Below are 24,043 nucleotides of genomic sequence, written 5' to 3'. Positions count from 1 at the left end.
GAAGGACCTTGTTCTCATGAGAGTGCGGCACGCAACGAAGGCCGGCAGAGGAGTGGCCGCGGCGGCCATGGCGGCCGGACTGATCCTCGGCCTCGCGGGCTGTGGCGGCGAGGCCCAGCAGCCGCAGCAGGACAAGCCGAAGGCGACCACGGCGGCCCCCCGGGACACGGCGAGCGGGAACACGCAGCCGCAGTCCGAGGAGCCGGCCGAGCCGATGGCCGTCCTCAAGGGCCCGGACGGGTTCGAGCTCGCGGTCACCGCCGCCGAACGGGACGCGGGTGGATTCCTCACCGTCAAGGGCTCGTTGAAGAACACCTCGGAGAAGGGCCGCGCCGTTCCGGTGGGCACGCGGGGCGACGAGACGGAGGTGCTGAAGCACGGCAACTCCCTGGGCGGGGCCACGCTCGTGGACACCCAGGGGAAGAAGCGCTACTACGTGCTGCGCGACACGGACGGGCGGCCCCTGACCACCACCGGACTGGACATCCTCGGCGCCGGGGAATCGGCCGCGGTCTTCATGCAGTTCCCCGCCCCACCCCCCGGCACCACCGAGGTCTCCCTCCAGCTCCCCACCTTCGACCCCGCCACCATCAAGCTCTCCTGAGGGCGCAGCCATGACGACGACACCCCGCCGACTCGCCGCCCTCACCACCGCCCTGGTCCTGCTGTCCGGCACCGCAGGTGTCGCCGGCACGGCGCGGGCCGACGATCCGCCCGGATCGACCTCCAGCGCGTCCCCGCCGCCCCCGATCGACGCGAACTCGCCCGCGCTCATGCTTCCCGACGGCGCCACCCTCGCCCCCGCGAAGATCCTCGACATCAAGCAGATCGTCGAGGAGCAGGGCGGCGAGCAGCGCCGCGAGGACACCAACGTCGACGTGACGTTCGCGCTCCAGGCCGAGGTGCTGTTCGCGAAGGACAGCGCCAAACTCGGCCCCGCCGCCACCGCCCGCATCGCCGCCATCGCCGCGGAGATCAACAAGCAGGGCTCCGGCCGGGTCCGGGTCTTCGGCTTCACCGACAACCTCGGCTCGTACGAGCACGGCCTGAAGCTCTCCAAGGCCCGCGCCGACGCCGTACAGCTGGAACTGGCGAAGAACCTCGACCCGGGGACGACCTTCGACATCCGCGGCTACAGCGAGGACTACCCGATCGCCGACAACGCCACCGAGGAGGGACGCAAGAAGAACCGCCGCGTCGAGGTGTCCTTCCCGCGCACCTCGGGTTAGGGCGGCGGGTGGTCACCGCTCGCCGAGCGCGTCCAGCGCCTCGCGGATGGTTCTCGTCATGCGGTCCGGGTGGGTGAAGACCTCGCGGGCCGTGAAGCGGAGGACGCGGCGGACGGACGGGCAGGTCTGGAGGGTGTTGAAGCGGTGGATGTCGCGTTCGTGGGCCTGGCGGGTGCCGTGGAAGGCGAAGCCTTCGATCTCGACGGCCAGGCCGGCGGCGCGGAAGTAGAAGTCCGGGTGCAGGGGGTGGCCCGTGGGGGTGTGGAGGGTGGGCTGGATCTCGGGGTGGAGGCCCGCGTCGCGCATGCGGAGGCGGGCGACGGTCTCGGCGGGGGAGCCCGAGCCGGGGTGGGCCAGGGGTAGTCGGCGGCGGGCCTGGGGGCCGCCCGGGCGGTGGGGTGACGCGAGTTCCGCGGCGAGTTGTTCGCGGTCGACGAGCGGGTCCCGGCGCAGGCCCGCCACGAAGCGGCGGGAGAGCGCCGAGTCCGCGACGACGACCGCCGCCTCGCGTGCGGCGGCGGCCCGTATCAGGTCGGCGACGGTCCGGGCGGGGCTCGTCACGCGCAGGCCGCGCCTGACGGAGCAGTCACGGTCCGTCAGGGCGGAGGTCCGGTGCACTCGTATCCAGCCGGGGGAGGAGCCGCTTCCGCGGGTCGTGAAGTGGAGGGGGGTGGGGGGTTGCCCCGGCTGTGGGCCGGCGGTGAGGAGTTCGATGCGGTGCAGGGCCGCCGCCGTGTGGTGGCTGCACACCAGGTCGGGGCGGAGCAGTTGGACCGCTCCCGCGCGCACCCTCCAGTCCACCTCCTTCCCCGGGACCGCCCACGCGCCCCTGCAGATCCGCTGCCAGCCGTCCGCGCGCAGCCGTCCGTCCAGCCGGCCCCGCGGCCAGCCCGCGGCGAGCGCCCACACCGTGAGGAGCACTCCGCCCCGGGCGAGTGTCACCAACTCGTACATACGCGCAACGATCCACGGATGGGGGATCTTTCGCACCCCCTGTGGAAAACCCGGCATAAGACGTCGTCAGGAAAGCGCAAAAGTGACGGGACGGGGCACTTCAGGAGGAGCATGCTGGTCGGAAGAGCAACCGCTACAGAGCGCTTTCGAAGTCCGAAATGGGCAGCCGATGACGACCACGACCCCGAGTGTCCAACTGGTCAGCGACCTCGTCGCACGGATCCCCGAGTTCCGTGACGCGTACGAGTCGCACGTCTTCACCCAGGGCGGTGTCCTGCCGCACGTCTTCTTCTGGGACGTGGTCCAGGGCACGGTCAGCTCCTTCCTGGAGGACCAGGACCGCTGGCGGCGCACCCTGGAGTTCCTGGAGGAGCAGTGCTGCCGGGGCGTCCTCGGCATCGACGAGGTGATCACCACCTCGTTCCTGGGCGACCTGCCCGCCCCGCCGGAGCCCGGCCACGAGATCGCGGGGCAGCTCGGCCCGGTCCTCTCGGCGCGGTTCCTGAGGATCCGGCCCCTCGGCTAGGCGGTGCCGGCGCCGGACATAATCGATCGCATGTCCCGCACCGCCCCCGCCCCGCCCTGGGCCGCCCTCGGCGGCTACGCCGCCACCCGTCTCGTCGGTCTCGCCGCGCTCGCCGTCGTCGCGGCGGTCACCGGCAAGGACGGGCTGCACCGGCTCATGGGGCGCTGGGACGCGGTCTGGTACACCCGGATCGCCGAGCACGGTTACGGCTACCAGGTCACCCTGCCCGACGGCAGCGTCCATGCCGACCTCGCCTTCTTCCCTCTCTTCCCCGCCCTCGAACGGGCCGTCTCCGCCGTCCTGCCCGTCGACGTGCCCACCGCGGGGCTCCTCGTCTCCTGGGCCGCCTCGCTCGCCGCCGCCTGGGGCATCTACGAGGTCGGCGCGCACGTGGCCGGGAAGCGCGCCGGGATCGTGCTCGCCGTCCTGTGGGGCGTGTACCCGACGGCGTTCGTGCAGTCGATGGCGTACACGGAGACGCTCTTCACCGCGCTCGCCGCCTGGTCGGTCCTCGCCGTGCTGCGCGGGCGCTGGATCCTCGCGGGCGCGCTGTGCGTGTGCGCCGGGCTCACCCGGCCGACCGCCGCCGCGCTGATCGCCGCGATCGGGATCACCGCCCTGGTGACGGGCGTACGGGAGCGCCGACTGAGGGCCCCCGTCGTCGCGGGCGCGCTGCTCGCGCCGCTCGGCTGGCTCGCGTACATCGTCTACGTCGGCGTCCGCCAGGGCAGCGCGACGGCCTACTTCGACGTCCAGGCCGCCTGGGGCAACTCCATCGACGGCGGCGTCGCCCTCGCCCGCTTCATCGCCGGGCTGCCCTGGCCCGCCGCGCTCGGCCTGTGCGCCGCGCTCGGCCTGCTCGGCTGGCTGATCGCCCTGTGCGTGCGGCAGCGGCAGCCGCTTCCGCTGCTCGTCTACTCGGTCACCGTCGTCGCGATCTCGCTGGTCGGCGCCGCGTACTTCGGCTCCCGGCCGCGCCTGATGATGCCCGCGTTCGGCCTGCTCCTGCCGCCGGCCGTGGCCCTGGCCCGGCTCCGGTCCCGTACCGCGGTCCCGGTCCTCGCCGTGCTGGCCCTCGGCTCGGGCGTCTACGGGGCGTTCACGCTGCTCGGCTCCGGTCCGCCGTGACGGTCCACCGTGACCCGTACGCCCCGGCGCAGCCCCCACCGCGCCATCGCGCCGCCCGCCGCCTCCAGGACGTGCCGGCCGCGCGGGCGGATCATGCCGAGCCGACCGGGGCGCATCGTCACCACGTCGAGGACGGTCAGTGAGCGGTCCAGATAGGCGACGTCGATCGTGAAGCGCATGCCGAAGGTGTGCACGCTGTTGGTCGGCGTGATGAGCAGCGCGCCCGCGATCCCGTCCCGGCCGAGCAGCCCCCGCCGCCGGGCCCGATAGGTAGCGGCGATCTCCAAAGGCACCTCCCCGCCCGGCGCGACCAGCACTCCCGCGCCGTCCCGCCAGGCCCGCCCCGCTCCCGTACTCCACCCCATGGGGCCGACCCTAGGGCCTGCGGCGCGTCCGGCCCAGGCCCTAGGGTCGCCCCGTGGACGCCGTCTGGATCACCCTCGTCTCGGCCGCCGCCCTGTGGGGCGCGGCCGTCGGCCGTCTCGTGCCCCGGGCCGCGTACCGGCTCTCCGTCGCCGCGGACGAGCCCTGGCGCGACCGCTGCCCCGCCGGGCATCCCTTCGCCGGTCCGGCGCGCGGCTGGCTGGGCGGCCCGGGGCGGGCCGGGTGCGCCACCACCTCCGCGCCGCTGACCGCGCCGCTGCTCACGGCGCTGGCCTGCGCGGCGCTCGCGGCGGCCGCCGGGCCGCGGCCCGAGCTGCTGGTCTGGCTGCTCGTCGCGCCTTTCGGCACCCTGCTGGCCTGGGTGGACGTGCGGGTCCACCGGCTGCCCGACCGGCTGACCCTGCCGCTCGCCGGGGCGCTGCCGCTGCTGCTCGCGGTGGCCGCGCTCCTCCCGTACGCGGCGGGCTCCTGGGTCCACGCCCTGTTGGGCGCGCTCGTCCTCGGCGGCGGCTATCTGCTGCTGTTCCTGGTGCACCCGGACGGCATGGGTTTCGGTGACGTGAAGCTGGCCGTCCCGCTCGGCGCCGCGCTCGGCTGGTACGGCTGGGGCGTGCTGTTCGCGGGGGCGTTCGCGGGATTCCTGCTGGGCTCGCTGTACGGCCTCGGGCTCGTCCTGACCCGGCGGGCGGGCCGGGGGTCCGCGATCCCCTTCGGCCCCTTCATGCTCGGCGGTGCCCTCCTCGGCCTGCTCCTCGGCGCGTTCACCGCCACCCCCTGAAGAGGCCGCCCTAGCATCACCCCATATGCGGACAATCGTTGAGCACCCGGCATCAGGCACGTACGGGCCGGAGCGTCCCGCCCCCACCCCCTGGTACCGGCGCCCCGCCGCCCTGCCCTGGGCCTGGGCCCTCGCCCTCTGCCTGCTCTACGCGACCGTCGCCGTACGCCGCCACCAGCTCATGCGCACCACCGGATACGACCTCGGCATCTTCGAACAGGCCGTCCGCGCCTACGCCGAACTCCGCGCCCCCGTCGCCCCCTTGCGCGGCGAGGGCTTCAACCTCCTCGGCGACCACTTCCACCCCCTGCTCGCCGCCCTCGCCCCGCTCTACCGCCTCTGGCCCTCACCGCTCACCCTGCTCGTCGCCCAGTCCGCGCTCCTCGCGCTCGCCGTCGTCCCGCTCGCCCGCTGGGCCGACCGCGCGCTCGGCCGCCGCGCCGCCCACGCCGTCGCCGCCGCGTACGGGCTGAGCTGGGGCGTCGCCTCCGCCGCCGCCTTCGACTTCCACGAGGTCACCCTCGCCGTGCCCCTGCTCGCCTTCTCCCTGGAGGCGCTCGGCCGGCAGCGCTGGCGGACCGCCGTCGGCTGGGCCGCGCCGCTGCTCCTGGTCAAGGAGGACCTGGGCCTCACCCTCGCCGCCGTCGGCGGCTACGTCGCCGTCAAGGGCCGCGCCGACCGGGGCGCCCTCCGGCTCGGCCTCGCCACCGCCGCCGCCGGCCTGCTCGGTTCGTTCCTGGAGATCAAGGTCCTGCTGCCCGCCCTGGACCCCACCGGCGGCTACGCCCACGGCGGCAACCTCGCGGCGGCCCACGGCTCGCTCCTCGGCGCCCTCGCCCACGCCCCGCTCGACCTGCTGCGCCCCGAGACGAAGGCCACCACCCTCGTGCTCGTCTTCGCCCCGTCCGCGCTGCTCGCCCTGCGCTCCCCGCTCGCGCTGATCGCGCTGCCCACCCTCGCCTGGCGGATGGCCTCGGAGAACGGCTTCCACTGGGGGACCGCCTTCCACTACAGCGCGATCCTCATGCCCGTCGTCCTCGCCGGACTCATCGACGTCCTCGGCCGCGCGACCGACCCGCGCACGGTCCGCGCCTCGCTCGCCACCGTGCTCGCCGTGACCGCCGTCCTGTTGCCCTCGTTCCCGCTGGCCCAGCTCGCCCAACGGGCCACCTGGCACACCACCGGGCATCTGCGGGCCGCCCGCGCGCTGCTCGACGAGATCCCCGACGGGGCCACCGTCGCCGCGTCCAACCGGCTCGCCCCGCAGCTCACCTCGCGCTGCGCCGTCGTCCTCTTCCCGACCTTCCCGGTCGGCGGGCGGCTGTACGCGTACCCCCGCGAGGACCTGCCGCCGCCGACCGCCGAGTGGATCATCCACGACAGCGAGGCCCCGGAGGCCTGGCCGTACAAGCCGGGCCACTGGCCCTACCCGCTGCCCCAGCAGCTCGCCGAGCTCCGGGCCGCGCAGCGCGAACACGGTTACGAGCTGGTCGCCCGCCGTGACGGCATCACCCTGCTGCACCGCGTGAGAGCCCCGCGCACCCCGTCCTGACCTGCGCCGCCGCGTCAACCGGACGACCCGGCGCGGGGGTCCCCCGTCGGAGGTACCGATTCCGCCGCCACGCCCGGGCGCAAACCCGCCACCGGCCCTCACAGCCCTTGTGCCGCTTGGCCTCCGGAGAATCCGCGACGCTCCGGTCGGCGCGGGTGGCGCGCAGGACGACTAATGAAGGGTTATGGTGGAAACCCCCCCTCGGGCCGGTCCGTATCCCCCCCACGGACCGGCCCGTTTTTTCTTTCCCGCCGCCCCCAGGGGCGGGTCAGCCCCGGCCGGCCCAGATGTTGGTGCCCTCGGTGTCGACGGCGAAGGAGTCGATCTCCTTCAGCTCCTCCTCCGACAGCGGCGCCCCGGCGAGGGCCGCGATGTTCTCCTCCAGCTGGGCGACGCTCGACGCGCCGATCAGCGCCGAGGTCATCCGCTCGTCCCGCAGCACCCAGGCCAGCGCGAGCTGCGCGAGCGACTGCCCGCGCCGCTCGGCGATGTCCGCCAGGCCGCGCAGCCGGCGCAGCACCTCGCCGGAGAGCAGGTTCGGGTCGAGGGACTTGCCCTGGGTGGCCCGGGAGCCCTCCGGGATGCCCTTCAGGTACTTGTTGGTGAGCAGCCCCTGCGCCAGCGGCACGAAGGAGATGCAGCCCATGCCGGCCGCCTCCAGCGTGTCGAGGAGGCCGTCGTCCTCCGTCCAGCGGTTGATCATCGAGTACGACGGCTGGTGGATCAGGGCCGGGACGCCCATCTCCTTGAGGATCCGCGCGGCCTCGGCGGTCTGCTCACTGGTGTACGAGGAGACGCCCACGTACAGCGCCTTGCCCTGCTGGACGGCGGAGGCGAGCGCCCCCATCGTCTCCTCCAGCGGGGTGTGCGGGTCGAAGCGGTGCGAGTAGAAGATGTCGACGTAGTCGAGGCCCATCCGCTTCAGGGAGGCGTCGAGCGAGGACATCAGGTACTTGCGGGAGCCCCATTCGCCGTACGGGCCGGGGTGCATCTCGTAGCCGGCCTTGGTCGAGACGATCAGCTCGTCCCGGTAGGGCGCGAAGTCCTGCGCGAAGATCTTGCCGAAGTTCAGCTCGGCGGAGCCGGGCGGCGGTCCGTAGTTGTTGGCCAGGTCGAAGTGGGTCACGCCCAGGTCGAAGGCGCGGCGCAGGATCGCCCGCTGGGAGTCGAGGGTGCGGTCGTCGCCGAAGTTGTGCCACAGGCCGAGGGAGACCGCGGGCAGCTTGAGCCCGCTGCGGCCGGTGCGCCGGTACTCCATGGAGTCGTAGCGGTTCGCGGCGGCGCGGTACAGGGGGGAATCAGTCACGTATCTCTCCCTATCACGGACTTGTGACAGTCCCGGGCTGGGAGCCCGTGACCCGTGCGCAGTAATGTGGCGGCTTCGGGGGGCCGACGCTCATGGAGGGGTAAAGAACGGTGAACCTGCGTGACCTGGTGTACGGGCTGTACGCACGCCGGGTGGAAGGCCGACTCGACCACGCCCAGGTGCCCAAGCACATCGGTGTCATCCTCGACGGCAACCGCCGCTGGGCCAAGGCCGCCGGCGGCACCCCCGAGCAGGGTCACAAGGCCGGCGCGGACAAGATCCAGGAACTGCTCGGCTGGTGCTCCGAGACCGACGTCGAGGTCGTCACCCTCTGGATGCTCTCCACCGACAACCTGAGCCGCCCGGAGGAGCAGCTGGTCCCGCTGCTCGCGATCATCGAGGACGCGGTCCGCGCGCTCGCCGCCGACGGCCGCTGGCGGGTGCACCACGTGGGCACCATGGACCTCCTGCCGGCCCGCACCCAGTCCGTGCTGAAGGAGGCCGAGCAGGCCACCCACGACAACACGGGGATACTCGTGAACGTCGCGGTGGGCTACGGCGGCCGCCAGGAGATCGCGGACGCGGTCCGTTCGCTGCTCCTGGAGCACGCGGAGAAGGGCACCAGCTTCGAGGAGCTCGCCGAGATCGTCGACGTCGAGCACATCTCCGAGCACCTCTACACCCGCGGCCAGCCCGACCCGGACCTGGTCATCCGCACCAGCGGCGAGCAGCGCCTGTCCGGATTCATGCTGTGGCAGAGCGCGCACTCCGAGTACTACTTCTGCGAGGTGCACTGGCCGGCCTTCCGCAAGGTCGACTTCCTGCGCGCCCTGCGCGACTACGCGGCCCGTCACCGCCGCTTCGGTTCCTGAGGCGTCCGGCCCCCACCGGCCTGCCGGCACGCGGCCCCACCGGCGTCCCCGGCACCGCCGGTCCCTTCGGCATCCCTGGTCACCCCTTGTTCATGAACACGCCGTCATATGCCATGGCATGACGGCGTGTGTTCGAGGGCATATCCCTGGTGAAGTGAGCGGCACGGAGACCGCCACCCGGGAGGCCCTTTGCACCAGGACGACCGTGCAGGAGATGCGCGGACGAAGCGGAGGGCCGGAGCTCGGCCCGCGCATCGCGGCCTGAGCCCGGTCCCATTCCGCAGCGACGACGGCTCCCCTGTGCGCGGAGCCGCCGCACCCCGACCTCACAGGGGTCCTCGAAGGGGGTCTGTCCTTCCGTGGTGACCAGCACTAAGCGCCGCTTGTCCGACAGGCGCACCTATGTTCTCGACACCAGCGTCCTGCTGGCCGACCCGAGCGCGATGTCCCGCTTCGACGAGCACGAGGTCGTGCTCCCGATCGTCGTGGTCACCGAGCTCGAGGCCAAGAGGCACCATCCCGAACTCGGCTACTTCGCCCGGCAGGCCCTGCGCCTGCTCGACGACTTCCGGGTCCGGTACGGACGCCTCGACTCCCCGCTCCCCATCGGGGACCTGGGCGGGACGCTCCGCGTCGAACTCAACCACTCGGACCCCGGCGTCCTCCCGGCGGGCTACCGGCTGGGGGACAACGACTCACGGATCCTCGCGGTCGCGCGCAACCTGCAGGCGGAGGGGTACGACGTCACGGTCGTCTCCAAGGACCTGCCGCTGCGCATCAAGGCGTCCTCGGTCGGCCTCCTCGCCGAGGAGTACCGGGCGGAACTCGCCATCACGGACTCCGGCTGGACCGGGATGTCCGAACTGGCCCTCTCCGCGGACCAGATCGACATCCTCTACGACCAGGAGAGGCTGCACGTGCCCGAGGCGGCCGAGCTGCCCGTGCACACCGGTCTGGTCCTCCAGTCCGAGCGCGGCAAGGCCCTCGGCCGGGTCGCGGCCGACGGCGGCGTCCGGCTGGTGCGGGGCGACCGGGAGGTCTTCGGGATCCGCGGCCGCAGCGCCGAGCAGCGGATCGCGCTGGACCTGCTGCTCGACCCGGACGTCGGCATCGTCTCGATGGGCGGCCGGGCCGGCACGGGCAAGTCGGCGCTCGCGCTCTGCGCGGGCCTGGAGGCGGTCCTGGAGCGCCGTCAGCACCAGAAGGTGATGGTCTTCCGTCCGCTGTACGCGGTCGGCGGCCAGGAGCTCGGCTATCTGCCGGGCACCGAGGCCGAGAAGATGAGCCCCTGGGCCCAGGCGGTCTTCGACACCCTCTCGTCCGTGGCGGGGCGCGAGGTGATCGAGGAGGTGCTCGGCCGGGGCATGCTGGAGGTGCTCCCGCTCACCCACATCCGGGGCCGCTCGCTCCACGACGCGTTCGTCATCGTGGACGAGGCCCAGTCCCTGGAGCGGAACGTGCTGTTGACCGTTCTGTCCCGTATCGGAGCGAATTCCCGGGTCGTCCTCACCCATGACGTCGCCCAGCGCGACAACCTGCGGGTCGGGCGGTACGACGGAGTCGTCGCCGTGGTCGAGAAGTTGAAGGGGCATCCGCTCTTCGCGCACGTCACGCTCACCCGCTCCGAGCGCTCGCAGATCGCCGCGCTCGTGACCGAAATGCTGGAGGACGGCCAGATCTGACCCGAATCGCACCACAGTTGGCGCCGCCCGGCAAAGCGCAGGAGCTTAGCCGGGCGGCGCCGCGTTGTCCGCCGTATCGCCCAAAACCCGTGCGTCTGATCAGGTGTGAGCTTTCACACGCAGTGGAGAATTGCCTTGCGGTGTCGACGTCCGGCAAAGTCTTGCTTCCGTCAGGCCCCGCATACGGCACACGTGCACCCTCAGGGGTGTGGAACCACACAACTGAACAGCCGTCAGCCGTATGCCGCCCACAGCACCACGGGCCCGTGTCTTCTGTGACCCAGCAGTTCGGAGACCAGCGCCAGGGGCACGATTTCGCCCGCTTGGTCACCTGCGCGGGCGATGCTGGAAGGAAACCGTGTGAGCCGGATCTCGGTCCGGGGATTCGCGGTGGCTTCGGCCACTGCGGTCACCACTGTCGGCGCCGTCGTCGGCGTCGCGTCGGGCAACGTCGCGCAGCCCGCTGACGACAACTTCGAGGCCACCGCGGCCGACACCACGCTGCTCGCGGACATTCCCGCGGGCGAGCAGGCCCAGGTACAGGTCTCCTCCCTCTCGGAGCAGGCCGACGTACAGGCCGCCGCCGCCGACTCCCTCGCGCGCAAGTCCGCCGAGGAAGCCGCCCGCATCCAGGCCGCGAAGGACGCCGAGGCGAAGAAGAAGGCCGCCGACAAGGCAGAGAAGGCCGAGAAGGAGCGCAAGGAGGAGGCCGACCGGGCCAGCCGTTCCTCGCTGCGCGACGCGAGCAGCTTCTCCGCCCAGGGCTCGTACAGCGTCTCCGAGGTCAAGGCGATGGCTCGCCAGATGATCCCGGCCGACCAGTTCCAGTGCTTCAGCAACATCGTGGACCACGAGTCCGGCTGGAACTACCGCGCCGTCAACGCGGGCTCGGGCGCCTACGGTCTCGTCCAGGCGCTCCCCGGCTCGAAGATGTCCTCGGCCGGCGCCGACTGGCAGACCAACCCCGCCACCCAGATCAAGTGGGGCCTCAGCTACATGGACGGCCGCTACGGCAGCCCGTGCGGCGCCTGGTCCTTCTGGCAGGCCAACCGCTGGTACTAGTACCGGCCGCTCAACTTCGCGCAGCCCCTCGCCGTCCTACGGTGGGGGGCTGCGTGCGTGTAGGTTCGGGGGGTTCGGAGGGGGAGAGGGATAGAGCATGTCGAGACTGCCAGGATGGCTGAACCGGCTGGGCGCGAGCGTCAGCCGTATGGGCGAGCGCCTTGACGAGCGCCGCGCGGAGGCCGAACGCGAGGATCCGCTGGGCCTGCCGTACGTCGTCCCGGACGTCCCGGCGTACGCCCCCGCGTCCGCCGCACCCGTCCCCGGGGCCGCCGCCGTCGCGGACCCGGTCGCGGGCCCGCGCCCCGACACGGACAAGGGAACCGGGCCGGACCCCGGGACCGGCGACGCCGCGGCCTCCGCCGCCTCCGTCCCGGCACCGCCCGCCTACGCGCCCGCCGTCGCCGCCCGGCCCGACCCCGTCGCCGCCATCCCGTGGGGCATGCGGGTCGCCGCCGAGGCCGGCTGGCGGCTGCTCGTCCTCGCCGGCACGGTCTGGGTACTGATGAAGGTGATCAGCTCCGTCCAGCTGGTCGTGCTCGCCTTCGTCGCCGCCCTCCTCATCACCGCGCTCCTCCAGCCCACCGTCGCCCTGCTGCGTCGCAAGGGCCTGCCCCGCGGTCTGGCCACCGCCGTCACCGCCGTCTCCGGCTTCGTCGTGATGGGCCTGGTCGGCTGGTTCGTGGTCTGGCAGGTGATGGACAACATCGACAACCTGTCCGACCAGGTCAGGGACGGCATCGAGGAACTCAAGCGCTGGCTGCTCGACAGCCCGTTCCATGTGACCGAGTCGCAGATCAACGACATCGCCAAGAACCTCAGCGACACCATCGGCGCCAACGCCGAGCAGATCACCTCCGCCGGACTCCAGGGCGTGACCGTGATCGTCGAGGCGATGACCGGCATCCTGCTCGCCATGTTCTCCACCCTCTTCCTCCTCCACGACGGGAAGAAGGTCTGGGAGTGGACGCTGAAGCTGGTGCCCGCGCAGGCCAGGCCCGGCGTCGCCGGAGCCGGTCCGCGGGCCTGGCGCACCCTCACCGCGTACGTCCGCGGCACGGTGCTCGTCGCCCTGATCGACGCCGTGTTCATCGGCCTCGGGCTCTACTTCCTCGACGTGCCGATGGCCGTGCCGCTCGCCGTCTTCATCTTCCTCTTCGCCTTCATCCCGATGGTCGGCGCCGTTCTCTCCGGTGCCCTCGCCGTCGTCGTCGCGCTCGTCACCAACGGGGTGTTCACCGCCCTCATGGTGATCGTGGTGGTGCTCGCCGTGCAGCAGATCGAGGGCCACGTCCTCCAGCCGTTCATCCTCGGCCGGGCCGTGCGGGTGCACCCCCTCGCGGTGGTCCTCGCGGTCGCGGCCGGCGGACTGACCGCCGGCATCGGCGGCGCCGTCGTCGCCGTCCCGCTGGTAGCCGTCGCCAACACGGTGGTCGGCTACCTCCGCGCGTACAGCCACGAACAGGCCCTGCGCGCCTCGCCCGAGCCGCACGGCGCCACCGCCCACGAGGTCGCGCCGACCCCCGCGCCGGGGACGCCCGAGCGGGCGGACGGGTGATCTCGGAACCGGAGCTGGTCGGCGGTACGGAGTTCCCGGCCGCCCTGGAGCCCCTCCCCGCCGAGCCGAAGCGGCGCGGGCCCCGGCGCCCCTGGCTGTGGGCGCTCGGCGGGGCGGTCGCCGCCTCGGCCGTGTGGACCGGCGGACTCGTCGCGTACGACCGGCACGAGGACGGGCGCGGGCCGGACCTGAAGGGGTACAAGCCGGGCATCGACCCGTGCGCGCGGGCCAAGGTGGACGGCCTGGCCTCGGCCTTCGGGCGCAGGGGGGAGACGACCAACCCCATCACCGTGGAGCAGCCCGCCCTCTACCGGGCCGAGTGCATGGTGCCGCTGGAGGGGAAGCCGGTCTCCTACGAGGTGCGGGTGACGTACACCGTGCACCGGGTCACGGATCCCGGCCCGGAGTTCGAGGCTCTGATGAACGACCCGCTGGAGGGCGGCGGCGAGCGGGTCTCCGGAGTCGGCGAGATCGCCCAGTTCACGGACGACGGCGGTGGCACGATGTCGCTGCGCGTCCTGGACGGGCAGACCGTCATCGAGCTGTCGCTCTCACCGAACCTGATGTACGACGGGACCGGCCCGCCGCCCGAGCCGCCCGCACTCGACCCGGCCGCGACCCGCACCTTCCTCGTGGAGGACATGACCGCGCTGATGGCGGAGCTCAAGGCATGACAGAAGGGCCCCGGGGCGTGCTGCGCCCCGGGGCCCTTCTCGTCGTACGCGCGGACTTTGGCCCTACTCGGCCAGGACCGCCTCGGCGTCCAGCGTGACGCCGACCGCCTGGATGACCGCGGCGATCTTCACGGCCTCCTGGATGGTCTCGCGGTCGACACCGGCCTTGCGCAGGACCTGCTCGTGCGAGTCCAGGCACTGGCCGCAGCCGTTGATCGCGGAGACGGCCAGCGACCACAGCTCGAAGTCGACCTTGTCGACGCCCGGGTTGCCGATGACGTTCATCCGCAGACCGGCGCGCATCGTCCCGTACTCCGGGTCCGACAGCAGGTGCCGGGTCCGGTAGAAGACGTTGTTCATCGCCATGATCGCGGCGGCCGACTTGGCGGCCTGGTACGCCTCGGGCTTCAGGTTGGCCTGGGCCTCGGGCTCCAGCTCCTTCAGCACCTTCGGCGAGCGCGAGGCGATGGCGCAGGCGAGCACCGTGCCCCACAGCTGCTGCTGCGGGAGGTCGCTGTTGCCGATGACCGAGCCGAGGTTCAGCTTGAGGTCCTTGGCGAAGTCCGGGACGGCGGCCTTCAGCTCATCGAGCGCCATGCTCACTCACCGGCCAGGAGCGCGCCGGCGTCGAGGGTGTCCTCACCCTTGTTCCAGTTGCACGGGCACAGCTCGTCGGTCTGCAGGGCGTCCAGGACCCGCAGGACCTCCTTGGGGTTACGGCCGACGGAGCCGGCGGTCACCATGGTGAACTGGATCTCGTTGTTCGGGTCGATGACGAAGACGGCGCGCTGGGCGAAGCCGTCCTCACCCTCGACGCCGCAGTCGCGCATGAGCTCGTGCTTCGAGTCGGCGAGCATCGGGAAGGGCAGGTCACGCAGGTCGGCGTGGTCCTTGCGCCAGGCGTGGTGCACGAACTCGGAGTCACCGGAGACGCCGAGGATCTGGGCGTCGCGGTCGGCGAACTCGTCGTTCAGCTTGCCGAAGGCGGCGATCTCGGTGGGGCAGACGAAGGTGAAGTCCTTCGGCCAGAAGAACACCACGCGCCACTTGCCCTCGTAGGACTTGTGGTCGATCTGCTCGAACTCCTTGCCGCTCTCCAGCGACACGCAGGCGGTCAGGTCGTAAGTGGGGAACTGGTCACCGACAGTGAGCACGCGCTCTCCTTGCAGTTCGGAAGGATCCCTTTTGAGGTCTTCCGTGAGGGGTTGGACGAATCCCCAGCATGGCACGGAGTGCATTGATCAGTGAAATAGCTAGACTGGCTCAAGTTGATCGAAGGTGGTTATCAGTGATCCCGGCCCGGCGTGTGAAACAACCCAGCCTGTCCCAGCTCAGAGCCTTCGCGGCGGTCGCGGAGCACCTCCACTTCCGGGACGCGGCGGCGGCCATCGGGATGAGCCAGCCCGCCCTCTCGGGCGCGGTGTCGGCTCTCGAAGAGGCACTCGGTGTCCAGCTCCTTGAGCGTACGACGCGCAAAGTACTGCTCTCGCCCGCGGGGGAGCGGCTCGCGGTGCGGGCCGGCGCCGTACTCGACGCGGTCGGCGAGCTGATGGAGGAGGCCGAGGCGGCGCAGGCCCCGTTCACGGGCGTGCTGCGGCTCGGGGTCATCCCGACGGTCGCGCCGTACCTGCTGCCGACCGTGCTGCGCCTGGTCCACACCCGCTACCCGGAGCTCGACCTCCAGGTGCACGAGGAGCAGACCTCCTCGCTGCTCGACGGGCTGTCCGCCGGACGGCTCGACCTGCTGCTGCTGGCGGTGCCGCTGGGCGCCCCCGGGGTCACCGAACTCCCGCTGTTCGACGAGGACTTCGTCCTGGTCACCCCCGAGGGGCATCCGCTCGCCGGGCGCACCGACATCCCGCGCGAGGCCCTCAGGGAGCTCAAACTGCTGCTCCTGGACGAGGGGCACTGCCTGCGCGACCAGGCCCTCGACATCTGCCGCGAGGCCGGGCGCACCGAGGGGGCGCCGGTCACCACCACCGCGGCCGGTCTCTCGACGCTGGTCCAGCTGGTCGCGGGCGGCCTCGGCGTGACCCTGCTGCCGCGCACCGCGGTCAAGGTCGAGACGGCCCGCAACACGGCCCTGCACACCGGCTGTTTCGCCGCCCCGGCGCCGTCCCGCCGGATCGCGCTCGCCATGCGCACGGGCGCGGCCCGCCACTCCGAGTTCGGGCAACTGGCGGGCGCGCTGCGCGAGGCGATGCGCCGCCTGCCGGTACGGGTCGCGGGCGCGGAGACCTGAAAACCCCGCGCCCGCCCCGGGGCGCCGGGAGCTGAGACCCCGGGCCCCCGCCCCGCCTCGTACCCCGGCGTCCCTCCGTACCCCGACTACTCCGTCCTGAGCCCGTCGGCGCGCATCAGGCGCCACAGCAGCGGCAGGCTCAGCAGGGTCACCGCGGCGATCAGTGCCGCGCCGACACCGGCCACCGGCAGGAAGACCCACCAGTCCTCGACCTGCTTGCCGATCATCCGCAGCAGCACCGCGCCGAGGCCGAGTCCGCCGACCACCGCGAGGGCGAGCCCGAGGACGATCGGCACGGTGGTCTGCCACAGCACCGACCAGCCGAGCGTGCTGCGCCGGGTGCCGAAGGCGACCAGCGAGGACAGCAGCCGTCGGCGTTCGCGCAGTTGCTCCAGGGTGGTGACCAGGAGCGAGGCCGCCACGAGGAGCATGGTCAGCGTGGCGCCGACCAGGATCCCGGTGCGGACGCTCGCGTACTGGGCGTCGCGCTCCATGTTCTGCAGGGTGTCGACGCGGGTCAGCGGATCGAGCGCGGCGACCGCGTTCCGTACGTACTCGGGGGCGTCCGGCACCGCCGGGTCGATCCGGATCATCGCGTTGACGCCGGGGGTGTCGAGCCGTGCCGCGTCGATCGCCTTCGGGGTGGCGAGGATCCCGAACTGCACCATGCCCATGGGGTCGCGGCGCGAGTCCACCGTGCGGGCGGTGGCGGGGACGCGCCAGGTGGGCGGCGGTCCGGCCTTGTGGAGCTCCGGATCGCGCAGGTCCACCAGGGCGCCCGCCCTCGCGGTCCGGGTCACCCAGGCGTCCTCGGGCCCCTCCGTGCCGTGCGCGAGGGCGACGAAGACGTCGCCGTCCTTGCAGGAGGGCAGGGTGGCGAGCTCCTTCAGGGAGGCGCAGTCGCCGACGGCGATCGAGGTCATCGGACGCATGTCCTCGCCCTTGGCGAGCGGGCCGGGCCGCCACAGGTTGGACTCGATGACGCCGGCGACCCCGGTGACGCCCTTCGTCCCGGCCAGCTTCCCGATCATCACCCGGGCCGCGTCGCCGTCGTGGGCGCGGACCCGGGTCTGCATCTGGGCCCGGGCGGTGTCCATGTTGGTGGGCCGCATGAAGTCGTTCTGCATCGCCTGGAACAGCATCAGCAGGGCGATCGCCCCGGTCGCCGCGACGACGATGCCGCTGACCGTGCGGGCGGCGGCGCTGCTGCTCAACTGGAGCCTGCGGACGGCCAGCTGCCACGCGACCGGGCCGCCGTGCAGCCGCTTCACCAGGGCCTCCACCAGCCAGGGCAGCAGGGTGGTGAGCCCGATCAGGGCCAGGGTGGTGCCGCCGGCGACCCAGACCGTGTCGATCTGCGTCTGCTCGATCCGCACGCCCGAGACGGACGGCACGAGGAGCGCCGCCCCGGCCAGCACGAGGACCAGCCGCCAGGCGAGGCGGCGGGGCCGCGGGGTGGCGGTCCTGACGACGCCGAGCGGCTCGATCGCGACCTCGCGCAGCGCGAAGAGGGTGACCGCGACGGCGGCGACCGGCACCGCGCCGATGATCAGGGCGGCCAGCCAGGGCAGCGGGGACACGTCGGACGGGAAGGCGTTGACGTCCCAGAACGTCACGGTGCCGGCGAACTGCCGGGCCACGGCGAAGAGGACGGCGCCGGTGCCGAGCCCGAGCAGCGCGCCCGCGAGGGACTCACCGGCCGCGATCCGCCGGGTCGTCGCGTTGTCCGCGCCGACCAGCCGCAGCGCCGCGAGCCGCCGGTCGCGCTGTTCGCCGCCGAAGCGGACGGCGGTGGCGATGAAGACCAGCACCGGCAGCAGCAGCACCACGCAGCCGATGACGACGAGCAGGAGCAGGAAGGCGTTCTTCGGCTCCTCGGGCACCGACCAGCCGTACGTCCTGCCGCGGCCGTCGTAGTTGTCCGTGGTGAGGGTCGAGCTGCCGGCCACGTACCGCAGTTCCGTCGGGCCGATCAGTCCGGCCTCGCCGAGGGTGCCGACGGTCCGGTACGGGATCCGCTCGCGCAGCAGCGTCCCCTCGGGGGAGCCGAGCAGCTCGGCGAGGGCGGGGGAGACCAGCATCTCGCCCGGGCCCGGCATCGCGGCGGCGCCGGGCGGCAGCGCGGGGCGAGCGCCCTCGGGCCGGAGGAGCAGGCCGGTGACGACCTCGCCCCGGTACTCGGTGCGGTGGCCCACGTGCAGAAAGGTGTCGGGGCCCGGCTTGGTGACCTGGTAGCTGGCGTCGGGCACCCGGGCGGACTCCCGTACCTCCCGCTGGAAGAGCATGTTCGGCAGCGACGCGGCGACCAGCAGCAGGGCCACGCCGAAGCCGATGCCGGTCGCCGTCAGGGCCGTACGGATCCAGCCGCCGCGGCCGCCGGTGATCGCGAAGCGCGCGCCGAGCGCCAGGTCGCGCGCCCAGGTCCGCGGGTTCATACCGCCCACTCCGTGTCCCGTACGGAGCCGTCGCGGACCACGATCTCGCGGTCGGAGTAGGCGGCGACCCGGGCCTCGTGGGTGACCAGGACGACGGCGGCGCCGGTGTCCCGGGAGGCGTCGGTGAGCAGCCGCATCACCCGCTCGCCGTTGAGCGAGTCGAGCGCGCCGGTCGGCTCGTCGGCGAAGATCACCCGCGGGGCGGTGACGAGGGCGCGGGCCACGGCGACCCGCTGGCCCTGGCCGCCGGATATCTCGCCGGGGCGCTTGCCGGCCACGTCCTCGACCTCCAGGCGCGTCAACCAGGTGCGCGCCCTCTCCTCGGCGCTCTTGCGCCGCTCGCCGTTCAAACGCAGCGGAAGGGCGACGTTCTCGACGCAGGTGAGCTCGGGGACCAGCTGGCCGAACTGGAAGACGAAGCCGAAGTCGGCGCGGCGCAGGGCGCTGCGCTGTCCGTCGGTGAGGGCGGTCAGCTCGCGCCCGTCGTAGTGGATGGTCCCGGCGTCGGGGCGGACGATGCCGGCGAGGCAGTGCAGCAGGGTGGACTTGCCGGAGCCGGAGGGGCCCATCACGGCGACGACCTCCCCGGCCCGCAGGGCGAAGTCGGCCCCGGCCAGCGCCGGCGTCGGCCCGTACGCCTTGTCGATCCCGCTCGCCCTGAGCAGCGGTTCGGCGGTCATCGGCGGACCTCCTCGGCGAGCCGGTCGAGGCGGGCGGCGGTCAGTTCCAGCCAGCGCAGGTCGGCCTCCAGGTGGAACAGGGCGTGGTCGCAGATCAGCTGGTCCGCGAGGTCGCCGTCCTTCTTGCGCCGGGTGAGCTCGCGCATCAGGCGCAGGTGCTCGGTGCGCTGGACGTCGAGGAGCTCGGCGGCCCCGCGCCCGGTGAGCAGGGCCAGGACGACCTTGGTGTAGAGCGTCGACTGGAGGTAGGGCTCGGGCTTCTCGGGGGTGGCCAGCCAGGCGGCGACATCGGTGATGCCCGCCTCGGTGATGGCGTACCGCTTGCGCTCGGGGCCCCCGCCGGCCTCGATGCCGTCGACCTCGACGAGACCGTTCTTCAGGAGCCGGGACATGGTCGAGTAGACCTGCCCGTAGTGCAGCGGCCGGTCGTGGCCGAACCGCTCGTCGAAGGCGCGCTTGAGGTCGTAGCCGTGGCGCGGGCCGGACTCCAGGAGTCCCAGAAGGGTGTGACCGATGGACATGGGTGTCACTGTACATGGCGTGTATACGCACGATGTATAGCCCTGGTGGCACCCCCGTACGAGCAGAATGTGACCGGCGGCACACAACCATCGGGCGCTGTGGAGCGTCGGTTCCCTCGGGAGCAGGTGCTGATTGTCACGTCCGGTAAATCCGGATCGATCGCCCTTTGTCTCCATGGGCGGTGTTAGCTTTCTGAGCTGATTCCACGACGAGCGGAGCGACGGAAGACATGGGCCGAACGAGCAAGGGCCAGGCGAGGAAGGGCGGGCGCATACGCCGCCTCTTCACCTGGAAGAAACTCCTGGGCACGTTCTTCGTGGGGTGCCTGCTCGTCATGGGCGCCCTCTACGCGGTCTACGTGATGGTCCCGGTGCCGACCGCCAACGCCGACGCGACGCTGCAGAGCAACATCTACAAGTACTCCAACGGCAAGGTCATGGCCCGCACTGGCAAGATCAACCGCGAGATCGTCGGCCTGGAGAAGGTCCCCCAGGACGTCCAGCGGGCCTTCGTCGCCGCCGAGAACAAGACCTTCTACAGGGACAACGGCGTCGACATCAAGGGCACCGTCCGCGCCGCGTGGAACACCCTCACCGGCAAGGGCAAGCAGGGTGGTTCGACCATCACCCAGCAGTACGTGAAGAACTACTACTTGAGCCAGGACCAGACGGCCACGCGCAAGCTCAAGGAAATGGTCATCGCCATCAAGGTCGATGAGAACATGTCGAAGCCCGAGATCCTCGCCGGGTACATCAACACCAGCTACTACGGCCGCAACGCCTACGGCATCCAGGCCGCCGCCCAGGCGTACTACGGCATCGACGCCACCAAGCTGAACGCCGCCCAGGGCGCCTACCTCGCCTCCCTGCTCCAGGCCCCCAGCCAGTACGACTGGACCTCCGCGAGCCCCGAGGGCCGCAAGCTGGTCGAGCAGCGCTGGAACTACGTCCTCGACAACATGGTCGGCGAGGGCTGGCTCGACTCCGGCAAGCGCGCCGGCATGAAGTTCCCCGTCCCGCAGAAGCCCAAGGCCCCCAAGGGCATGAGCGGCCAGAGCGGCTACATCGTCGAGGCCGCCAACCAGGAGCTGATGCGCCAGGGCGTCAGCGAGGAGGACCTGAAGGCCGGCGGCTGGACCATCACCCTCAACATCGACGAGAAGAAGCAGAAGGCGCTCGTCCGGGCCGTCGACGACCAGCTCGAGGACAAGCTGAACCGCAAGGACAGCAAGAAGCAGGCCAGCGTCCAGGCCGGCGCCACCTCCGTCGACCCGAAGACCGGCGCGGTCGTCGCCCTCTACGGCGGCATCGGCGCCACCGAGCACTGGACCAACAACGCCACCCGGCGCGACTACCAGCCCGCCTCGACCTTCAAGCCGCTCGTCCTCGCCTCCGCGCTCGACAACGACGCCGTGACCCAGGACGGGCGCAAGATCGGCCTCGGCACGATCTACGACGGCACCAGCAAGCGCGCGGTGGTCGGCAGCTCCATCCCGTTCAACCCGGAGAACGAGGACAACCAGAGCTACGGCCCGGTCACCGTCCAGAAGGCCACCAACAGCTCGATCAACTCGGTCTACGCCCAGATGATCGTCGACGTCGGCCCCACCAAGGCCAAGCAGACCGCGATCGGCCTCGGCATGAAGGACGGCGTCGACTTCGGCGCGACCCCGTCGATGTCGCTCGGCGTCATGGGCGCCTCCACCATGGACATGGCCGGCGCCTACGCCACCCTCGACAACCACGGCGTCAAGGTCACCCCGACCCTCGTGAAGTCCGCCGAGCACAAGGACCGCACGGCCGACCCCGTGAAGTCGATCGGCGACCGGGTGATCAGCCGCGAGGCCGCCGACACCACCACCAAGGCCATGCAGGGCGTCGTCCAGTCCGGCTCCGGCTTCCGCGCCGCCGGCGACTACGAGGCGGCCGGCAAGACCGGCACCTCCGAGAACAACCGCTCGGCCTGGTTCGTCGGCTACACCCCCGAACTGGTCACCGCCGTCGGCCTCTTCGGCGAGGACGCCAAGGGCAACCAGGTCACCCTGACCGACACGATCAACCCGGGCCGCGCCAACGGTGGCCGCACCCCCGCGCAGATCTGGGGCGCCTACACCACCGACGCGCTCGGCGGCGGCTCCGACGCCTCCTTCGACCTGAAGACCGACGGCACCTCCGGCGGCGACGGCACCGCCCCGACGCCGACCGCGACCACCGGGTCGCCCACGCCGACCACGACGCCCAGCGACGAGGCCACCACGCCGACGCAGCCGCCGACCTCGACGGCCACCACGCCGACCCAGCCGCCCACGTCGACGGCCACGACTCCGACGGAGCCGCCGCCGACGAAGACGGACGAGCCGACGACCGAGCCGCCGCCGGACGGCAACAACGGCGTCGTCGACGGCCGACCGGGCCAGTGAGACAAGGCGACGGCCGGGCCCCCCGCACAGGGGCCCGGCCGTCGCCTTTCTCGTACCTCCGCGCGCCGGGTCAGCGCGTGGCCAGCTCGAACCAGACCACCTTGCCGCCGGAGAGGCGCGTCGCGCCCCACCGCCGGGCCAGCCGGTTCACCAGGAACAGGCCGCGCCCGCCCTCGTCGGTGTCCCGGGCCCGCCGCTGCCGGGGCAGCTGCGGCGAGTCGTCGCCGACCTCGCAGCGCAGCACGTCGGTACGGAGCAGGCGCAGCGTCACCGGACGCTCCGCGTACCGCACCGCGTTGGTCACCACCTCGCTGATGAGCAGCTCCACCGAGTCCGACAGCTCCTCCAGGCCCCAGCGCTCCAGGGCCCGCCGGGCGAGCCGCCGGGCCCGGCCCGGGGCCGCGTCCTCCGGTTCCAGGAACCAGTACGCCACGTCGCTCGGCGCGATCCCGTCGAAGCGGGCCGCGAGCAGCGCGATGTCGTCGTCCCGGTCGCCCGGACCCAGCATGTCGAGGACGTCGTCGCAGAGCGCCTCCAGCGGAGGCGAGTGGTCGGGGCCGGTGAGCTGGGCGGTCGCCGCGAGCCGCTCCCGCAGCTGCTCGATCCCGGTCCACACGTCCCGCAGCCGGGACTCCACCAGGCCGTCCGTGTACAGCAGCAGCGTGGCCCCGGCCGGCGCGTCCAGCTCCACCGCCTCGAAGTCCACCCCGCCGACGCCGATCGGCGCGCCGGGCGGCACCCGCAGCACCTCGGCCCGCCCGCCCAGGTGCAGCAGTATGGGCGGCGGGTGGCCCGCGTTGGCGATGGTGATCCGGTGCGAGACCGGGTCGTACACCGCGTACATGCAGGTGGCCATCCGGTTCTCGCCGAGCCGCTGGGCCTGCTCGTCCAGGTGGTGCAGCACCTCCTGCGGCGGCAGGTCGAGCCCGGCCAGGGTCTGCGCCGTCGTGCGCAGCTGGCCCATGATCGCCGCCGAGGTCATGGAGTGGCCCATGACGTCGCCGACGACCAGCGCCACCCGGCTGCCGGGCAGCGGGATCGCGTCGTACCAGTCGCCGCCCACCCGGGCCGTCTCGGCCGCCGGCAGGTAGCGCGAGGCGAGCCGTACGCCGGTCGGCTGCGGCAGCGAGTCCGGCAGCATGGTGCGCTGCAGCTCGTCCGCGATGTACGCCTCGCGCCCGTACAGCACGGCCTTGTCGATGCCCAACGCCGTGTGGGTCGCCAACTGGGCCGCCACGAGCAGGTCGTTCGGCTCGAAGCCGCCGCGCTCGGGGCGGCGCAGGAACACGGCCGCGCCGATCACCCGGCGCCGGCCGCGCAGGGGCGCGAGTATGGCCCGCTGCCCGCCGGGCACCGGGTGGTCGGAGCCGAGCAGCTCCGGCAGCGCCGCCCGGGCCGCGGCGGAGTCGCCGGGCACCGGCCGCACCCCGCGCAGCACCTCGGCCAGCGCGCTGCCCGAGCGGACCTCGCACAGCTCGGCGGCGGGGGTCGGGTCCGGGTCGGGGACGAGGACCAGCTCCTCGCCCTCCAGGTCCGTTAAGCGCAGCCGGTCGGTGCGGCGCAGCCGCAGCACGAAGGGCTCCGCCGGGCGCTCGTCGCCGACCGGCAGCGGGTCGCGGAGGTAGACGAGGATCGCGTCGGAGAAGGTCGGCACGGTCGCCCGGCACAGGCCGAGGACGATCTCGTCCAGGTCGAGGCCGCGCGCGATCCGCCGGGTGGCGGCGCCCACGAACCGCAGCCGGTCGCCCTCGCGCCGCGCCGCTGCTCCGTCCGCGCCGTTGCCGCCACCGCCGCCGGGGGAGGGTGCGGGCACCGCGACGGCGGCCGCTGCCGCCGTCGCCGCCGTCTCCTGACGGGGGCGAGCGCTTTCCTGCGGCCGGGCGGCCATCGCCTTGCGGCCTTCGTGGGAGGTGGGATGCTCCGTCACGCCTGGGGTTCCGTCCGTCCGGGCCGGTGGTGCGCTGCACTCGCTCTTCTCGCCGATGCCGCGCCTTCGGCAGGGCTAAACCCCCGGCACGCGGTGGATGTGAACGCCGGGCG

At 72.4% G+C, this 24,043-nt stretch carries 22 protein-coding genes; 13 read left to right on the top strand and 9 right to left on the bottom strand.

The window, feature by feature from the left end:
* Positions 1-16 precede the first annotated feature (16 nt).
* A complete protein-coding gene (locus ACZ3ZE_RS15135; protein ID WP_467259324.1) occupies positions 17-604 on the top strand; it encodes a hypothetical protein in 588 nt (195 codons plus the stop codon).
* Between the two features lie 10 nt (positions 605-614).
* The gene (locus ACZ3ZE_RS15130; RefSeq protein WP_442305347.1) at positions 615-1,229 is read left to right on the top strand and encodes an OmpA family protein; all 615 of its coding nucleotides are present in this window, start codon (positions 615-617) and stop codon (positions 1,227-1,229) included.
* A gap of 12 nt (positions 1,230-1,241) precedes the next feature.
* Here the strand turns inward: ACZ3ZE_RS15130 and ACZ3ZE_RS15125 are convergent, their stop codons facing one another.
* Positions 1,242-2,183, bottom strand: coding sequence for a hypothetical protein (locus ACZ3ZE_RS15125; RefSeq protein WP_467259321.1), 942 nt, complete (start codon positions 2,181-2,183; stop codon positions 1,242-1,244).
* 169 nt (positions 2,184-2,352) lie between these two features.
* Here ACZ3ZE_RS15125 and ACZ3ZE_RS15120 point away from each other — a divergent pair, with 169 nt between their 5' ends.
* Positions 2,353-2,709, top strand: coding sequence for a hypothetical protein (locus tag ACZ3ZE_RS15120; RefSeq protein WP_361176124.1), 357 nt, complete (start codon positions 2,353-2,355; stop codon positions 2,707-2,709).
* A 30-nt stretch (positions 2,710-2,739) separates the two neighbouring features.
* Entirely contained in the window at positions 2,740-3,837 is a 1,098-nt protein-coding gene (locus ACZ3ZE_RS15115; protein ID WP_361176126.1) for a glycosyltransferase family 39 protein, read from the top strand.
* On the opposite strand, the gene ACZ3ZE_RS15110 is transcribed toward ACZ3ZE_RS15115, so the two are convergent.
* On the bottom strand, positions 3,798-4,202 hold the full coding sequence (locus ACZ3ZE_RS15110) for a DUF192 domain-containing protein (protein WP_361176128.1): 405 nt from the start codon (positions 4,200-4,202) through the stop codon (positions 3,798-3,800). The two genes, ACZ3ZE_RS15115 and ACZ3ZE_RS15110, sit on opposite strands and share 40 nt — an antisense overlap.
* Positions 4,203-4,255: 53 nt before the next feature.
* On the opposite strand from ACZ3ZE_RS15110, the gene ACZ3ZE_RS15105 reads away from it, so the two are divergent.
* Together ACZ3ZE_RS15105 and ACZ3ZE_RS15100 are read left to right on the top strand one after the other, a co-directional pair.
* Positions 4,256-4,999 (top strand): prepilin peptidase, encoded by a 744-nt coding sequence (locus ACZ3ZE_RS15105; protein WP_361176130.1) that lies wholly within the window; start codon positions 4,256-4,258, stop codon positions 4,997-4,999.
* 25 nt (positions 5,000-5,024) lie between these two features.
* Positions 5,025-6,551, top strand: a complete 1,527-nt coding sequence (locus ACZ3ZE_RS15100; protein WP_467259318.1) for a DUF2079 domain-containing protein — start codon at positions 5,025-5,027, stop codon at positions 6,549-6,551.
* A gap of 268 nt (positions 6,552-6,819) precedes the next feature.
* On the opposite strand, the gene mgrA is transcribed toward ACZ3ZE_RS15100, so the two are convergent.
* Positions 6,820-7,857, bottom strand: coding sequence for an L-glyceraldehyde 3-phosphate reductase (mgrA, locus tag ACZ3ZE_RS15095; RefSeq protein WP_361176134.1), 1,038 nt, complete (start codon positions 7,855-7,857; stop codon positions 6,820-6,822).
* A gap of 110 nt (positions 7,858-7,967) precedes the next feature.
* On the opposite strand from mgrA, the gene ACZ3ZE_RS15090 reads away from it, so the two are divergent.
* From ACZ3ZE_RS15090 to ACZ3ZE_RS15070, 5 genes are all read left to right on the top strand, one after another.
* Entirely contained in the window at positions 7,968-8,729 is a 762-nt protein-coding gene (locus tag ACZ3ZE_RS15090) for an isoprenyl transferase (protein WP_329423559.1), read from the top strand.
* Between the two features lie 359 nt (positions 8,730-9,088).
* Positions 9,089-10,411 (top strand): PhoH family protein, encoded by a 1,323-nt coding sequence (locus ACZ3ZE_RS15085; RefSeq protein WP_361627500.1) that lies wholly within the window; start codon positions 9,089-9,091, stop codon positions 10,409-10,411.
* 360 nt (positions 10,412-10,771) lie between these two features.
* The gene (locus ACZ3ZE_RS15080) at positions 10,772-11,473 is read left to right on the top strand and encodes an aggregation-promoting factor C-terminal-like domain-containing protein (RefSeq protein ID WP_442305352.1); all 702 of its coding nucleotides are present in this window, start codon (positions 10,772-10,774) and stop codon (positions 11,471-11,473) included.
* 97 nt (positions 11,474-11,570) lie between these two features.
* On the top strand, positions 11,571-13,031 hold the full coding sequence (locus ACZ3ZE_RS15075) for an AI-2E family transporter (protein ID WP_467259315.1): 1,461 nt from the start codon (positions 11,571-11,573) through the stop codon (positions 13,029-13,031).
* Complete coding sequence (locus tag ACZ3ZE_RS15070) at positions 13,028-13,705, top strand: hypothetical protein (protein ID WP_361176142.1); 678 nt, start codon at positions 13,028-13,030, stop codon at positions 13,703-13,705. Before ACZ3ZE_RS15075 ends, ACZ3ZE_RS15070 begins: the two co-directional genes overlap by 4 nt.
* Positions 13,706-13,768: 63 nt before the next feature.
* Here the strand turns inward: ACZ3ZE_RS15070 and ACZ3ZE_RS15065 are convergent, their stop codons facing one another.
* Both ACZ3ZE_RS15065 and ACZ3ZE_RS15060 read right to left on the bottom strand, forming a co-directional pair.
* The gene (locus ACZ3ZE_RS15065; RefSeq protein ID WP_329423570.1) at positions 13,769-14,302 is read right to left on the bottom strand and encodes an alkyl hydroperoxide reductase; all 534 of its coding nucleotides are present in this window, start codon (positions 14,300-14,302) and stop codon (positions 13,769-13,771) included.
* Positions 14,303-14,304: 2 nt separating this feature from the next.
* Positions 14,305-14,859 (bottom strand): peroxiredoxin, encoded by a 555-nt coding sequence (locus ACZ3ZE_RS15060; RefSeq protein WP_361176146.1) that lies wholly within the window; start codon positions 14,857-14,859, stop codon positions 14,305-14,307.
* A 152-nt stretch (positions 14,860-15,011) separates the two neighbouring features.
* On the opposite strand from ACZ3ZE_RS15060, the gene ACZ3ZE_RS15055 reads away from it, so the two are divergent.
* Positions 15,012-15,947: a LysR substrate-binding domain-containing protein gene (locus ACZ3ZE_RS15055; protein ID WP_361176148.1), complete on the top strand. Its 936-nt coding sequence runs from the start codon at positions 15,012-15,014 to the stop codon at positions 15,945-15,947.
* 86 nt (positions 15,948-16,033) lie between these two features.
* Here the strand turns inward: ACZ3ZE_RS15055 and ACZ3ZE_RS15050 are convergent, their stop codons facing one another.
* The 3 genes from ACZ3ZE_RS15050 to ACZ3ZE_RS15040 are packed head-to-tail and all read right to left on the bottom strand — an operon-like array spanning position 16,034 to position 19,583.
* Positions 16,034-18,382: an FtsX-like permease family protein gene (locus tag ACZ3ZE_RS15050; protein WP_361176150.1), complete on the bottom strand. Its 2,349-nt coding sequence runs from the start codon at positions 18,380-18,382 to the stop codon at positions 16,034-16,036.
* Positions 18,379-19,062, bottom strand: a complete 684-nt coding sequence (locus ACZ3ZE_RS15045) for an ABC transporter ATP-binding protein (RefSeq protein ID WP_361176152.1) — start codon at positions 19,060-19,062, stop codon at positions 18,379-18,381. The genes ACZ3ZE_RS15050 and ACZ3ZE_RS15045 overlap by 4 nt, the downstream gene beginning before the upstream one ends.
* Positions 19,059-19,583, bottom strand: coding sequence for a PadR family transcriptional regulator (locus ACZ3ZE_RS15040; RefSeq protein WP_046909803.1), 525 nt, complete (start codon positions 19,581-19,583; stop codon positions 19,059-19,061). Before ACZ3ZE_RS15040 ends, ACZ3ZE_RS15045 begins: the two co-directional genes overlap by 4 nt.
* Positions 19,584-19,813: 230 nt before the next feature.
* Between ACZ3ZE_RS15040 and ACZ3ZE_RS15035 the strand changes: the two genes are divergently transcribed.
* The gene (locus ACZ3ZE_RS15035; RefSeq protein WP_361176154.1) at positions 19,814-22,003 is read left to right on the top strand and encodes a transglycosylase domain-containing protein; all 2,190 of its coding nucleotides are present in this window, start codon (positions 19,814-19,816) and stop codon (positions 22,001-22,003) included.
* A gap of 70 nt (positions 22,004-22,073) precedes the next feature.
* Here the strand turns inward: ACZ3ZE_RS15035 and ACZ3ZE_RS15030 are convergent, their stop codons facing one another.
* Entirely contained in the window at positions 22,074-23,930 is a 1,857-nt protein-coding gene (locus tag ACZ3ZE_RS15030) for an ATP-binding SpoIIE family protein phosphatase (protein ID WP_361176156.1), read from the bottom strand.
* Positions 23,931-24,043 lie beyond the last annotated feature (113 nt).

This window comes from Streptomyces sp. NPDC023157 (assembly GCF_055560575.1).
This window is presented reverse-complemented; position numbering and strand designations above follow the sequence as displayed.